The organism is Hymenobacter montanus, assembly GCF_014699115.1.
GTDB classification, from domain to species: Bacteria; Bacteroidota; Bacteroidia; order Cytophagales; family Hymenobacteraceae; genus Hymenobacter; species Hymenobacter montanus.
Genome location: NZ_JACXAD010000008.1, coordinates 28916 through 44285 on the forward strand (window position 1 = coordinate 28916; position 15370 = coordinate 44285).

8 protein-coding genes are annotated in these 15370 nt (G+C 60.3%); 5 read left to right on the forward strand and 3 right to left on the reverse strand.

Going from position 1 to position 15370, the window contains the following annotated elements:
- Positions 1–161: 161 nt before the first annotated feature.
- The 4 genes from IC235_RS08785 to IC235_RS08800 all read left to right on the forward strand — a co-directional run bounded on the left by IC235_RS08785 (position 162) and on the right by IC235_RS08800 (position 8830).
- Positions 162–713, forward strand: a complete 552-nt coding sequence (locus tag IC235_RS08785) for a metal-dependent hydrolase (protein ID WP_191004805.1) — start codon at positions 162–164, stop codon at positions 711–713.
- 54 nt (positions 714–767) lie between these two features.
- Positions 768–4493: a BamA/TamA family outer membrane protein gene (locus IC235_RS08790; protein WP_191004806.1), complete on the forward strand. Its 3726-nt coding sequence runs from the start codon at positions 768–770 to the stop codon at positions 4491–4493.
- A 593-nt stretch (positions 4494–5086) separates the two neighbouring features.
- Entirely contained in the window at positions 5087–7489 is a 2403-nt protein-coding gene (locus tag IC235_RS08795; protein WP_191004807.1) for a TonB-dependent receptor, read from the forward strand.
- Positions 7490–7840: 351 nt separating this feature from the next.
- A complete protein-coding gene (locus IC235_RS08800; RefSeq protein WP_191004808.1) occupies positions 7841–8830 on the forward strand; it encodes a Ppx/GppA phosphatase family protein in 990 nt (329 codons plus the stop codon).
- 239 nt (positions 8831–9069) lie between these two features.
- On the opposite strand, the gene ppk1 is transcribed toward IC235_RS08800, so the two are convergent.
- From ppk1 to gyrB, 3 genes are all read right to left on the reverse strand, one after another.
- Positions 9070–11421 (reverse strand): polyphosphate kinase 1, encoded by a 2352-nt coding sequence (ppk1, locus tag IC235_RS08805; RefSeq protein WP_223847158.1) that lies wholly within the window; start codon positions 11419–11421, stop codon positions 9070–9072.
- Positions 11422–11586: 165 nt separating this feature from the next.
- Positions 11587–11994 (reverse strand): RidA family protein, encoded by a 408-nt coding sequence (locus IC235_RS08810; RefSeq protein ID WP_191004809.1) that lies wholly within the window; start codon positions 11992–11994, stop codon positions 11587–11589.
- A gap of 274 nt (positions 11995–12268) precedes the next feature.
- On the reverse strand, positions 12269–14263 hold the full coding sequence (gene gyrB / locus IC235_RS08815; RefSeq protein WP_191004810.1) for a DNA topoisomerase (ATP-hydrolyzing) subunit B: 1995 nt from the start codon (positions 14261–14263) through the stop codon (positions 12269–12271).
- A 672-nt stretch (positions 14264–14935) separates the two neighbouring features.
- On the opposite strand from gyrB, the gene IC235_RS08820 reads away from it, so the two are divergent.
- Positions 14936–15265 (forward strand): hypothetical protein, encoded by a 330-nt coding sequence (locus tag IC235_RS08820; protein ID WP_191004811.1) that lies wholly within the window; start codon positions 14936–14938, stop codon positions 15263–15265.
- The last annotated feature ends 105 nt before the right edge of the window (positions 15266–15370 follow it).

Consider the following 15370-nt stretch of genomic DNA (forward strand, 5'->3'; position numbering starts at 1 on the left):
ATGGAGGCACTATACTCTATCAAAAACAAGAATTATCCTTACTAAAATCGCTACAGGCTAGACATATTCAACCGCCTAATACCCTAATTTTGCTGTAGGCAAAATTCTCCTTCCTTAGCGAAGGAGGGGAGCTTCTTCATCCCCCATTTAAAAAATCGAACATGGCTTCCGCATTTGGTCATGCCTTCCTTGGCGCTACCCTGGGTAAACTACTGCTGCCCGACCGTCGGCACTGGCCGGCCTGGGTGGTGGCCGCCGGCTGCGCCGCTTTGCCCGACGTGGATGCGGTGGGCTACAAGCTGGGGGTGGCTTACGACAGCTTGTGGGGCCACCGCGGGCTGACCCACTCCCTGCTGGCGGCGGCAGTTGTTGCCGTGGTTGGCGTGGGCCTGGGCCAGCTTTTCCGGGCGGCGCACCGCCCCCCACCGGGGCGGTTGGCCGCGCTCCTGTTTCTGGCTACGGCCTCGCACGGCGTGCTCGATGCCATGACCACCGGCGGACTGGGGGTAGCCTTTTTCAGCCCCTGGGACCAACATCGCTACTTTTTCGGCCTCCGGCCCATTGCGGTGTCACCCATTGGCATCAGAGCTTTCTTCAGCGGCACCGGGCTGCGGGTGTTGAGCAGCGAGGCCTTATGGGTGGGCGTGCCATGCGGAATAGCCCTCTGGCTACGGTCGGCCTTCAGCAAGGCGCCGGCCAGGCATTTACCCTAGCAGTAGGTTTACTTTTTGGCTCAGCCGCCGTAAGAGTGCAGATAATTCGCCTTTATGCAACGTATCTATCTCTTTTTACTGGCTGCTTCCCTGCTGATTACCAGCTCCGCTGCGGCGCAGAGCCCCTCACCGGCCCACACCGTTTTTCTGCTGGGTAACACCGCCCAGGCCAACTTACCCGCTGGACGCCTCCAGCTGCTGCGCCAAACCCTGGAGCAGCAAACCGCCCCCTTTACGGTGGTGCACCTCGGCGACATCGTTGGCAACACCGGCCTGGCTGCTAAGGGCGATACCGCGCTGGCCCAGGCCGAGCGCAGCCGGGCCGACGCCCTGATTGGCTTGGTGAAAGGCCTGCCCCTGGGCAAAATTTACTTCCTGCCCGGCGATAAAGACTGGGCTAACTCCGGCCCCGCCGGCCTGAAGGCCGTTCGTCGCCTCGAAAAGTACATCGAGAAGCAGCTGCCCGGCCAAAATGCCTTCCTGCCCACCAACGGGTGCCCCGGCCCCGAGGTTGTCGACGTGGCTCCGCTGGTGCGCCTAGTCGCCATTAACACGCCCTGGTTCACGCACCCCTTCGACCGGCCCGAAGCCCCGGATACCGACTGCAAGACCCTCACCAAAGAGGAGTTTCGCGAACAGCTCCAGGACCTCATTGACGACACCAAGGGCAAGAACGTACTGCTGCTGGGGCACCACCCCGTGGTGACCAACGGCGTGTACGGTGGCCACGAGCCCCTGTCGCGCCACCTGAGCCCCCCCGTGCTTGGCACCATCTACGCCGCTTACCGCCAGAACGTGGGTACCCCGCGCGACCTCGCCAATCCGGGCTACCAGGACCTGCGTAAGGAGTTGCTGAATACCTTGCGCGGTAACCCCGGCGTGGTGTACGCAGCTGCGCACGACTACAGCCTCCAGCTCACGCCCTGGCAGGGCAACTACCACGTGGTGAGCGGCAGCTTCGCCGAAAGCCAGCACGTGGGCGCCAAGGGCGAGGCGCTGTACAGCAAAAGCGAAGAGGGCTACACCACGCTGGAATACTACGCCGACGGCACCGTAAAGGCGCATTTTTACACCTTTGGCCGTGGTAATGAACCCGCCCGGGACGCGTACACTAACACCCTGTTTCGCTCCGCCTGCACCGAAGGCCGCCCCGGGGCAGCACCCGTTAACCCCTTCATCAACGGGTGCCCCGGGGCGGCCAAAACCGTAGCGGAGAGCCTGCCGGATGCTCCGTTTCAGGCGACCACCACCGTGGTACCCGGCCCCGAGTACAAGCCCACGTTCAGCAAGCGCTTGTTCCTGGGCCCGCTGTACCGCTCTTCCTGGCTGCAGCCGGTAACCGTGCCCACGCTCAATTTGCGCACCGAAAAAGGTGGCCTGCGCCCCTACGGTAAGGGTGGGGGTCGCCAAACCACTTCCCTCAAGCTCATTGCGGCCGACAGCGCGGAGTATGTGTTCCGCTCCGTCGATAAGGACGTGACCAAAATCCTGCCCCCGGAGCTGCGCACTTCCTTTGCCGCCGACGTGCTGCGCGACATCACCGCCACGGCCAACCCGTACTCTAACCTGCCCATCGGCCACCTGCTCGACCAGACCAATATTCTGCACGCCCGCCCCCGCCTGTTCCGCCTGCCCGATAACCAACAGCTCGGGCCCTACCGCGCGCAATACGCGGGCCTGCTCGGTACGCTCGAAGACAGCCCCAAGGACCCCAAACCCAACCGGCCCGGCTTTGGCGGCGCCGACGAAGTAACCCGCAGCTTCGGCCTGTTTCGTAAGCTCTACAAAGACCACAACAACCGGGTGGATGCCCCCGGCCTGGCGCGGGCCCGCGCCTTCGACATGCTGGTGGCCGACTTCGGCAAGCACGAAGACAACTGGAAGTGGGCCGGCTACAAACAGCCGGGGGGCGGCACGCTCTACCGCCCCATCCCGCGCGACCGGGACCAGTCTTTTACCCGCTGGAATGGCTTGCTCACTTACCTCGCCAACCGCGAGTGGGCGGTACCCAGCATCGAAGACTTTGGAGAGCACTTCGACGACCTGAAAAGTCTGAACTGGCCCGCCCGCCACCTCGATAGATTTCTGCTCCAGGGCCTCAGCCGCGCGCAATGGCAGGAGGCCGGCCAGTATCTGCAAGCCAAGCTGACGCCGGCAGTAATCGACGAGGCCACGGCCAAGTTTCCCCCTGAAATCCAATCCTTATCAGGCCAGGATATCAACCGTAAGTTGAAAGCCCGCATCCAGGAGTTACCGAAGGCCCTCGACGCGTACTACCTGCTGTTGGCCAAGCGCGTCGACGTGGTGGGCTCCAACAAGGGCGAGGTTTTTCTGGTGAACCGAACGCCCGATGGCCAGGTGCGGGTGCAGATGTTCGACCGGGCCGGCGACACTGAGGAACCGCAGGGCCCGGCGCTGTTCGACCGCACTTTCCGGCCCCAGGAAACCAAGGAGGTTTGCGTCTACGGCCTCGGGGGCCGGGACGTGTTCAAGGTCACCGGCGACGGCGGCCGCCACAGCATCCTGGTGCGCATCATTGGCGGCGACGGCAAGGACCACATCACCGACGACTCGCGCGCCGGGGGCCTGCGCACGCTCACCAAAGTGTACGACGTGCCCGATACCAATCTGCAGCTCGGCCCGGAAGCCGATAATCGTACCAGCTCCCGCCCCGACGTGAATGCCTACGACCGGGAGCAGTTTGAGTATAATTCCTACCGCCCCAGCATCGGACTAGGCTACAACCGCAACGATGGGTTCACGACCAGCGCAGGCGTCACCTTCGTGCGCCAGGGCTTCCGCAAGCCGGGCTTCAAGAACCAGTATTCGGTGCTGGGCGAACTGAGCACCGGCGGGCAGCGCCAGCTCACCTTCAGCACCCGCCACCGCTACGCCATTGGCCAGGTCGACGTGGGGACCGCGGCCAGCTACGGCAACTATTTCCCATTCTATAACTTCTTCGGGCTGGGTAACAACACTGCCCTGGACCAGGACCGGTACGACGCCAGGTTCTACCGCGCCCGCTACCGGGGCGTGACCCTGAATGGGTTTCTGGAGCGGGTGTTTCTGCAACGCAGCGTCTTCCGCCTGGGCTCGACGTTCGAGTACTATGCTACTGATTTCGCTCCGGAAAGCTACCTGGGCGTACTCAACCAGACCCCGGGCACCAGCGACATTCGCCCCAATACGAGCACCCAGCGCCTGCTGAGTCTGAACGCCGTGTTCGACCTCGACCTGCGCGACCGACAGTCATTCGCCCGGCACGGGGTGCGCCTGCGCGCCCAGCACGACACCTACCGTCAGCTCTCCGGGGCCGGAACCACGTTCGGCCTCACCCAGGGCTTCGCCGAGTACTACGGCACGGCCCGGCTGGGCATCCCCGTCACGCTGGTGGTGAAAGGTGGCGGTGCTAAGAACTATGGCTCCGACGCCGACATCCCCTTCTACAAGTTTGCCTCGCTGGGCCTGCGCGAAGGCTTGCGCGGCTACTACCGCAACCGCTTCAGTGGTGATGCCAGCCTGTACTATAACACCGAGCTGCGCCTGGCCCTGGGCCAAGTGCGAAATGGGTTCCTGCCCTTCTACTACGGCCTTTTTGGCTTCTACGATCAGGGCCGGGTGTACTACCAGGGCAGCTCGCCGGGCGGCTGGCACACGGGCTACGGCGCCGGCTTCTACATCGCCCCGGTGGTTGAGACGCTGGCGTTGAACGTTTCGTATCAGAAATCAGCCGAGAGCACGCTGGTTCAAGTTGGGCTGGGTTTTCGGATTGATAAATAAGGGCTGTCGCCGCTACCCGGCTAATCTAGAGCAGTTTTCGCATAGGAGGAAGGAATTAAAAATGAAGAATTAAAAATCGGCTGGTCAAATTTTTAATTCTTCATTTTTAATTTTTAATTCCTAAAAAACGGTACACGGACTTGAGAACTGCTCTAAGACGGGAGTTGAATGCCCCGCCACATTTCGATCGCTTCACCAGCTAGAGAGCCTCACGTGACTGCTGCGGGGTCGTACCCGGTAGGTACCGCCCTACCGGGTATGACCCCGGTTCGCTTCAGGCGTAAAGTCCCAGCAGCGGGGAGCCGGATGTCACGCCAGCGCATAACCGGTGCCTCTTCTTCGCAGGTCCTTGCGTATAAAGCAGATGCGGAGTTAGAGAGAGTTAACCAACCTCTCCGCTCAACTGATACTATGGGATGAAGTGATTGGGTTTGCAAGCGAATCTTGTTCCGGGCGGCCGAGCTAATTCTTCCGCCCCGTTCACCTTACGCTTCCGACGCTTCGCACCTGCCCTCTGACGTTTCGCCCCAGCTCCGCTTTCCGCCGCTTTGCCCTTCGGCCACCTTTGGTTCATCAACCAACCACCGAAGGACATGCGCCCTCTCTTACCCACCCTGCTTTCCCTGCTGGCCATCGTAGCAACCTTGCCGGTCGCCGCCCAAACCGCTACTCAACCGCCCGTGGGGGCCAGTCAAACCGTGCGGGGCACCGTGCTCGACGCCGCCGCCAAAGCCCCCGTCATCGGCGCCACCGTGGTAGTACTCGGCGTCGAGCCGGCATTGGGCGCCAGCACCGACGTCAACGGCCGCTTCCGCCTGAGTGGCGTGCCCGTGGGCCGCGTCAAGCTCCGCATCAGCAGCGTGGGCTACGAAGACCTGCTGTTGAATGAGGTCACGGTTACTTCGGGCAAGGAAGTGGTGCTGGAGCTGAGCCTGAGCGAGCGGCTGACCAAGCTCGACGAAGTGACGGTGACGTATAAGCGCAGTGAAGACCGCACCGTGACCAACAACGAGATGGCCACCGTCTCGGCCCGCCCGTTCGCGCCCCTGGATGCCAACCGCTACGCCGGCAGCCTGGGCGACCCGGCCCGCATGGCCCAGAACTTTGCCGGGGTGGGCAGCGCCAACGACACGCGCAACGACATCGTGGTGCGGGGCAACTCGCCGGCCTCGCTGCTGTGGCGGCTCGAGGGCGTGAACGTGCCCAACCCCAACCACTTCGGCTCGCAGGGCACCACCGGCGGGCCGGTGAGTATGCTCAACAACAACCTGTTGGCCAAGTCCGACTTTCTCACCGGGGCCTTTCCGGCCGAGTACGCCAACGCCCTGGGCTCGGTGTTTGATCTGCGCCTGCGCAAGGGCAATGACGAGAAGCGTGAGTTTTTGGGTCAGGTCGGCTTCAACGGTGTCGAATTGGGCGCCGAAGGGCCCTTCAGCGCTAAATCCAAGGCTTCTTACCTTGTGAACTACCGCTACTCGCTGTTTTCGCTCCTGAAAAGCGTGGGCTACGAAATTGCCGGCACCCCCAACTACCAGGACTTCACGGCCAAGGTCGACGTGCCCGTGGGTTCGCGCGGCACCTTTAGCGCCTGGACCCTGGCCGGCCGCTCCAACATCACCTTCCTGGGCCAGGACGTGGACTCGACCAAGGCCGACGTGTACGGCGACGAGGCCACCAACACCCGGGTGAAGTATTCCACCGGCATCGGCGCCGCCAGCTACGAGCACCGCTTCACCGACCGCACCGTGGCCCGGCTCACGCTCTCGGCCTCGCGCACCACCCAGGAATTTGGCCAGGACACCCTCTTGTTCCGGGGCCGCAGCCGCGAGGTTCGCGCGGAGATTCCGAATTACACCGCCGACTTCACCCAGGAAAAGCTGTCGGTCAACCTTTCGGGGGCCCACAAGGTCAGCGCCCGTGACCGGGTGTCGGCCGGCGTCATCGTTGACTTGCTCCGGTACCAGTATGGCAGCGGCTACACTTACCCCGTTACCGTCGTCGAGCGCGACGCCCGTGGCAGCACGGCCCTCTCGCAGCTCTACCTCCAGTGGAAACACCGCTTCAGCGACCAGCTCACCCTGAATGCCGGCCTCTCGGCCTCGCGTTTCGAGCTGAATGGCCGCGCCGTGGTGGAGCCCCGCGCCGGCCTGCAATACCAGGCCACGCCCAGCAGCACCATTAGCCTGGCCTATGGTCTGCACAGCACCCTGCAGCCGCTGCTCACCTACTTCTACCAAAGCCCGCAGGCCGACGGCACCTACGCCCTCACCAACCGGGCCCTGGGCTTCACCCGCGCCCATCACCTGGTGCTGGCCTACGACCGGCAGCTCACCGACAACCTGCGTTTGCGCGTGGAGGGCTACCACCAGTGGTTGTTCGACGCCCCCGTGGAGCGCACGCCCAGCTACTTTTCTCTGCTCACCGAGGGCAGCAGCTTCGGCCCGCTTAACAAAGGCAACCTCGTGAACGAGGGTACTGGTCGCAACTACGGCCTGGAAATAACCCTGGAGCGGGCCTTCGCCCGAGGCTACTATTTCCTGCTGACCACCTCGCTCTTCGACTCGAAATACAAAGGCAGCGACGGCGTGGAGCGCAACACGCCCTTCAACACCCACTACGTCGCCAATGCCCTGGTGGGCCGCGAGTTCGCCGTGGGTCAGCGCCGCAATACTTTTACCATCAGCTTGAAAGCAGCTACTACGGGCGGCACCTACAGTACGCCCATCAACCTTGAAGCCTCCGGGGCCAGCCGCCGCGCCGTGTACTATTACGACCGCGCCTTTAGCAAGCAGCAGACGCCCTACTTCCGGGCCGATGTAAAGGTGGGCTACAAAATCAACCGCGCCGGCCTCACCCACGAGATTGCCCTCGACCTGCAAAACGTTAGTGGCCACCAAAACATCTTCCAGCAAGCCTACAACGCGCGCACCAACACCATCGGCACGGCCTATCAGCAAGGCTTCCTGCCCGTGCCCTTCTACCGGCTCACGTTTTAGTGAGCGGGGTGTGATGAGATGATAAAGATGCTTCTGTTGGCATACGCGCAGCGGAAGCATCTTTATTACCAGAGCAATCGAGGAGCTTAGGCAGCCGAATCGGTCTGAGGGCCTGTTGATGAGGCTAGTTGGAACGGTTTTCCGGTCCGTGTTCCATCCTCTCACTCTCCTATTGGCGAGAGCCGTTTTCACCGATTTTGCTTTTCTAAGCCGTCGACATATCATCATGAGCTTCCTAGTTGGCAAGGCATTGCCTGCTTCTCATCAGCGCGGCCCCACCCTTGGCGCACTTAGGGCCTAGCCGGACCCCGCCCTATATTTGGGCTTTTCTGCTCACTTACCCTACTCGCTGTGAATTTTCCGCTGCGCAAGCTCGCTGCCATTGACATTGGGTCCAACGCCGTGCGCTGCCAGATATCGGCCGTGCTGTATTACGAAGGTCGCTACCGCCTCAAGCGCGTTGAGTACGTGCGCTACCCCATGCGCTTGGGCGAAGACGTGTTCGCCACCGGCCAGATTTCGCCGGCCAAAGAAGAGCAGTTCATCAAGTTCCTGCACGCCCTCAAGCTGCTGATGGAAGTGCACGGCGTGGCACACTACCTAATCTGCGCCACTTCGGCCATGCGCTCCGCTACTAACGGGGCCGAAATCGTGGCCCGCGTGCGCGAGCAGCTGGGCCTGGAAATCAAGGTAATTGATGGTCAGGACGAAGCTTTCTACATCAACCGCGTTATCGAGCACGTGCTCGAAGACAAGCGCCACTATCTCCACATCGACGTGGGGGGCGGCAGCACGGAGTTTAACATCTACCACGACCGCCGCAAGGTGGCGGCGCAGTCGTTCGAAATAGGCTCCATCCGGCGCATGCAACAGGAAGAAAGCGGGGCGGCCAACACCGAAGCCCAGAGTGAGCTCTGGACTCGCATGGAAGAATGGGTGCGCACCAATGCCCGCACCTACCACGTGACGCGCGCCATCGGTACGGGTGGCAACATCAATAAGCTCTACAGCCTCACCCCGGCCGCCCCCAACAAGCCCGTGACCCGCCGCAGCCTCGAAACCACCATCGCCCGCCTCGCCGGCCTGAGCATGAGCGAGCGGGTGAACGTGGCCATGCTTAACCCCGACCGCGCCGACGTCATCGTGCCCGCTGGCCACATCTACCTCTCTGCCATGCAGTGGGCCAACGTCAGCAGCATGGTCGTGCCCGACATTGGGCTGAAGGACGGCATGCTGCAAGCACTGTTTGAGGACTTCTTTGATGAAATGCACGCGGAGCCCGAGCACCCGGCAAAGCTCCCTGTGCCCGACCTGCAGAACCAGCCTGCCGAGTTGGAGTAAAGCCTCATATTTGTGTGTTAAATCTGGTCATGATGAGCATTTTGTGCATCATGCAGCGACCAGTGGATGTAACAAGCCCCGGCTCCGCTGGGAGCCAGGGCTCATGAGTTAAAGATTAGCGGCCGACAACGCGGGCATCGCACGAGGCCCAAACGCACCCCAGCGCCACGGGAAGAGTTAATTCGGGCCTCAGCCTCACACTGACAGAGGGGGACTAGCCAGGACTGCGGGCTTTGCTGCTACGCCAAGGCTGCGCCAGCGGGCGCCCCTTCCTCATCGGCGTGGCCCACGGGGGTGGCGTCATCGTCGCAGGCCTCGTCGTGCTCGCCTTCTCCGAAGGCATCATCGGCGGCTACTGCCACGGTCTCAGCGGCGGCCAACGCCGCGGCCTGCTCGGCCGCGTGGGCCGCGGCTACGTCGAGGCGGCGCTGGGCCTGCACGTCGAGCAGGGCCAGCAGACCTTCGGGGGTAGCCTTCGCCAGCTGGGCCTCGTCGCGCTTGAAGAAGTCTTTGTGTACGTTCACCACTGGTTCGCCGGCCGCTGGATGCTGCCGAATGTAAGCGCCGTCCTCCCGCATCACGTAGCTATTTTGGTTGTCCATCATATTCATCATCAGAATATTTATAGCCTCTCGCTTAAGCTGCGGATTAACAATCAGGAACAGGGCTTCGATGCGCCGGTCGAACGACCGCACCATGATGTCGGCCGAGCCGGCGTACACGCGGGCCTCGCCACCGTGGTGGAAATAGAACAGCCGCGTGTGCTCCAGGTACTCGCCCACGATGCTGCGCACCTCGATGTTGTCGCTCAGCCCCGGCCGCCCCGGCCGCAGGCAGCAGATCCCGCGCACGATGAACCGAATGGGGACCCCAGCCTTCGCCGCCCGGTAAAACTCGTCGATGATCTCCTTGTCTTCCAAAGAGTTCATCTTCATCACGATACCGCTGGCATGGCCCTTTTTGGCATGCTTTACCTCTTCGCGAATGAGGTGAATGAGCTGCTGCCGCATGTCCTTGGGCGCCGTGATGAGGTACTCGTAGTCGTCGGGCTGCGAGTGCCCGGTGATGACGTTAAAGAACTCCGACACGTCGTGCCCGTAGGTGTCGTTGGTCGTGAGCAGGCTCACGTCGGTGTAGAGGCGGGCGGTTTGCTCGTTGTAGTTGCCCGAGCCGATGTGCACGTAGCGCGTCACTTTCTCGCCTTCCTTGCGGATAATCATGAGCAGCTTGGTGTGGGTCTTGTACTTGCTCACGCCATAAATCACGAAGCAGCCGGCCTTTTCCAGTCGGGCTCCCTCGCGGATGTTCTTTTCCTCATCGAACCGGGCCTTCACCTCGAACAGCACCGACACGTGCTTGCCGTTCTCGGCCGCCTTAAGCAGGGCCGCCGACACCCGCGAATCATCGGCCAGGCGGTAGATGGTTTGCTTGATGCCCAGCACCTGGGGGTCGACGGCGGCCTGCTCCAGCAGCCGCACCATGGGCTCGATGCTGTTGTAAGGGTGGTGCAGCAGCACGTCGTGGTGCTTGAGATACTCGAACAGGTTTTCCTCGGCGCCCTCCGGCAAGCTGAGGGGAGCCACGGGAGCGGGCATCTTGGCCGTCTTACCCCGGAAGTTGGGGTGGCGCACAATCTGCCACAGCCCTTTCAAGTCAATCAGGGAGTTGATGACGAAGACGTTGCCGTTATCGATGTTCCACCGCTCGCGCAGCACGTTCATGAGCACCGGCGAGGCGTTGGGCTCCACCTCTACGCGTACCACGCGGCCCCGCTTCCGGGTTTTCAGGCCCACCTGAATCTCCTTGATGAAGTCATTGTCGATGTCGTCGGACTCTTCCAGCGTAAAGTCGCCGTTGCGCGTGATGCGGAACAAGTTGGCGGCCACGATTTCCACGTTGCGAAACAGGCGCGGCAAAAACGCCCGCACGACTTCCTCGATGGGCACGAAGATGACTTTGTCCTTGCGCGTGAGCTCAAAAAACCGGGTCAGGTTTTGCGGAATCTGCACGAAGGTGAGCCGCTCCTGCCCTTTTTCCGCTTCCCCGTCCAGCCCCACGGCCAGGCCGTTGCCGATGCGGGTGACGACGCCGAAAATCAGCATCTGGTTCATCATCAGCGGGAAGCCGTGGTAGGCATCGTACACCATCGGCGTGAGCAGCGGAAACACGGTATTCTTGAAGTAGCCGTCCGCCTTTTTCACTTCCAGCTCGGTGAGGTCGGCCATCTTCAGGATGTTGAAGCCATTCTTCTCAAAATTGGGCTTCAGCTCATTCAAATACGTCAGGCTCTGGTCGTTCACGAAGCGGTGCGCGAAGTCGAGCAGCTTCCGCCGGAACGGCAGCTCCCGCAGGCCCGAATAGTCAATTCGCTCCTTGCCATAGTCGAGGTAGTTGTACAGCGAACCCACCCGGATCATAAAGAACTCGTCGAGGTTGGAGCTGGTAATGGCCAGGAACTTAAGCTTATCAAACAGCCCGCGGTTAGGGTCCTGCACCTGGTCGAGCACCCGGTAGTTGAACCGCAGCCAACTCAGGTCGCGGCTGATGTATTTGCTTTTACGAATAAGGTCGGCGGACTTGAAGAGCTTCATAAATCACAGATTTAATTGAACTGCGCGCATTTTCGGGGTGCGGAGCGGTCTTTCAACAAAATAACAACGCGGCGGGCAACGGGCAGGGCTTGGCCCCAATAATTATGACCTATCGCAACCAATTACGGCGCGCGGGCAACCCAAACCAACTACTCGACCACCCATTTACAAACCTCCCTGCGCAACCGTCATGTCCGCTGAAATAATGGCCGTGGCTTCGATTTCAACCAGCAGCCGTGGATCAATCAAAGCCTTGACTTCCACCATCGAAGTAGCCGGGCGAATCTGGCCGAACACCTCCCCGTGCGCCCGGCCCACGGCCTCCCACTGCGAAATATCAGTTACGAAGATTCGGGTGCGCACCACATCTTGGAACGAGGCGCCCGCCTGCGTTAGGGCCTCCCCAATTTTTTCCAGTGCTCGTTTTGTTTGAGCGTACGCATCGGCTCCTGTTACGGTATGACCGTCCTGGGCCGTGGTGCCGGCTACTTCTACCACGTTGCCCACGCGCACGGCTCGAGAGTAGCCCACAATGGCCTCCCAGGGCGCTCCCGAAGCAATTACCTGCCGCATTTTTTGAATTGGGAAAAAAGGTCTATTTCGGCGTGGTGGCACGAATTGCCCGCAGGGCTTCGTACCACCACTAACTCGTTGAACGATGTATCTAGGATGTTCTGATTGCTAGTGATAGAAGCCATGTAAGCAAGGGCGTAGCGCGGGACTTGGGTGTTCGTTTTAATTGCTAGTGGTACCACGAAGCCCTGCGGGCAATTCGTGCCACCACCCACCCCCACAAGAGCTGAAAAAGAAAAGGCCCGCTTAGTAGCGGGCCTTTTGGGGGAACGGGTTACACGTCCAGTTTAGCGTACTTGGCGTTCCGCTCGATGAAGTCGCGGCGGGGGGCTACTTCGTCGCCCATCAGCATGGAGAATAAGTGGTCGGCTTCGGCGGCCGATTCCACGGTTACCTGCTTCAGGGTGCGGGTCATGGGCTGCATGGTGGTAGTCCAGAGCTGCTCCGCGTTCATTTCGCCCAAGCCTTTGTAGCGCTGCACGTTCACGGTTTCGGGCTTGCCCCGGCCCATTTCCTCCTGGGCGGCCATCCGCTCGTCCTCGGTCCAGCAGTAGCGCTCTTCCTTGCCACGCTTCACGAGGTAGAGCGGCGGCAGGGCAATGTAGATGTAGCCCCGGTCCACCAGCTCGCGCATGTAGCGGAAGAAGAAGGTCAGAATCAGGGTGCGAATGTGCGAGCCGTCGATATCGGCGTCGGTCATGATGATAATCTTATGGTAGCGCAGCTTGCTGAAGTTGAGCGGGCCCGACTCCGTACCATCGTCTTCCGTGGTGAAAGCCAATGACTTGCGCTCGTTGAAGCTCACGCCCAACGCCGTAATCATGTTCTTGATTTCCTCGTTTTCCAGAATGCGGTGCTCCTGGGCTTTCTCCACGTTCAGGATCTTGCCGCGCAGCGGCAGGATTGCCTGAAACGCCCGGTTGCGGCCCTGCTTGGCCGTACCGCCGGCGGAGTCGCCCTCGACGAGGTAGAGCTCACAGATTTCGGGGTCCGACTCCGAGCAGTCGGCCAGCTTGCCCGGCAGGCTGTTCGAGGAGAGCACACCCTTGCGCTGCACCATATCCTTGGCTTTGCGGGCCGCGATGCGGGCCTTGGCGGCCAGAATCACCTTCTCCATGATTTTGTTGGCCTGGTTGGGATTCTCCTCCAGGTATTCGGTCAGGATTTCGCCCACCACCGAGTTCACGGCGCCGCTCACATCGGAGTTGCCGAGCTTGGTTTTGGTCTGGCCTTCAAACTGCGGCTCAGCCACTTTTACCGAAATAACGGCCGTGAGGCCTTCGCGGAAGTCATCACCCGTGATTTCGACCTTGGCTTTCTCAAACAGCTTGTTCTTGTCGCCGTAAGTCTTGAGCACCCGCGTCACCGCCGAGCGGAAGCCCGCGACGTGCGTGCCGCCCTCGATGGTATTGATGTTATTGACGTAGGAATAGACGTTTTCCTGGTACGAAGTATTGTACTGCAGGGCCACTTCGACCGGCGTACCGCCCTTCTCGCTCTCCACGTAAATGGGCTCGGAAAGCAGCGAAGGCCGCATCTCGCCGTCGAGGTACTGCACGAAGTCGCGCAGCCCGCCGGTTGAGTAAAACTCCTCGCTGCGAAACTCGCCGTTCTCCAGCTTTTCGCGACGGTCGGTGAGGGTAATGCGAATGCCTTTGTTGAGGTAAGACAAGTCGCGCAACCGGCCGGCGACGGTGTCGTAGCGATACTCGGTTTCGCTGAAGATGCTCGCGTCCGGCAAGAAGTGTACTTCCGTGCCGTGCTCCTCAGTCTCTCCTACCTCCTTCACCGGGTACTGCGGGAATCCGATTTTATATTCTTGCTCGTACTGGTGGCCGTCGCGGCGCACCGTCACCTTGAGGTCGGTGCTGAGCGCGTTCACGCAGCTCACGCCCACGCCGTGCAAGCCGCCGGATACTTTGTAGGAGCCTTTATCGAACTTGCCCCCGGCGTGCAGCACGGTCAGCACTACCTCCAGGGCAGACCGGCCCTCTTTGGCGTGCCAGTCCACCGGGATGCCCCGACCATTGTCGCGCACGGTGATGGAGTTGTTTTCGTTGATCGTGACGTTAATCAGGTCGCAATGGCCGGCTAGGGCTTCGTCGATGGAGTTGTCGACCACTTCCCACACGAGGTGGTGCAGGCCTTTTATGCCGGTGTCGCCGATGTACATGCTGGGCCGCTTGCGCACGGCCTCCAATCCTTCAAGTACTTGGATACTGTCGGCAGAATAGTCCGACGGGGAAATCTTCTCTTTCGTTTCGCTCATGGGGGCGTGATTAAATCAGGTCGTTAAGCAGCCCTTCGGACTACTAGTTACTGAACAATCAAAAGTACTTATTTAATCCCATTTCAGTCAATTATTGCGGTTTTTATCCTGGTGTTTTTTATCGTACACTCTCCCTTGAGCCCGAGGAAATGCAGTGCTTGTGCGCGGAGGTTGCAAAGCTGAAAAGGCTCAATGCGCTGGGAGAAAGCCCTTACAAGCTCTTACCGGATCTTTCCATGAACGACCGCTCTCACCAGAGGGTCGGCCGGGCTCCCTGGGGGCTGCTGGCGGCAAGCCTTCTCCTATCTCAGGCGTGCTGCCAGGGTTGCTTGGGGCCTATCTGTTTCAGCAGTTAAACCGGCTCCGCGCTTGCCGAACCTGCGGAGGAGAATTGCTACTGACTGGCTATTTGAATCTACTTTAAAGATAGGACAAACTGACTTGCCATTAAATTCAGTGCTTTCGAGGGCTTAAGTAAGCCAGCTAAATAAGCAAGCTCGCAGCAGGCCGGGCAGAAATATTATCAGGGGCCTGTTCAGCAAGGGCTGGTTGATCTTTAGCGTCTTAACAATGAAGTAGGCGTTGCTTCTCAGGTTCTCCAGTAACCGCGTACTAAAACTTCCGTACAAATCACTAACCTGCGCTAATGTAGGACACTTAGCATCATCAGTCATGAAAACTCTCGGCTTATTTATAACTGCCTGCGCCATTTGCACCACGGCCTTTGCTCAACAGGAAAAACCGCACACCGAAGTAAAAAAGCGCGACAACGGCACCGTAAAAATCACTACCGTAAACGCCGACGGCTCCCGGACGGTGACGAAAACGGGGAAAACCAACCTGGGAGCCGCCGCTGATAACACCAAAGATGCCGCCGGCAACGTGCTGAAAAAGGCGGGAAAAGCAATTAAAAAGGGGGCCAAAAAAGTAGCTGGCGGCGCCAAAAAAGTATCTGGTACTGCCAAAAAGGGCACCAGCAAAGCAGAGGAAGCCACGGAATAGGCTTTCTGGCTTGAAGCTAGCTCACCTAATCATCCCAGGAACCGCTACGCGTTTGGGTAAGTCAGTTCTGGGATAATCCTTTGGAGATCAAAAAAGCCCTCAGCA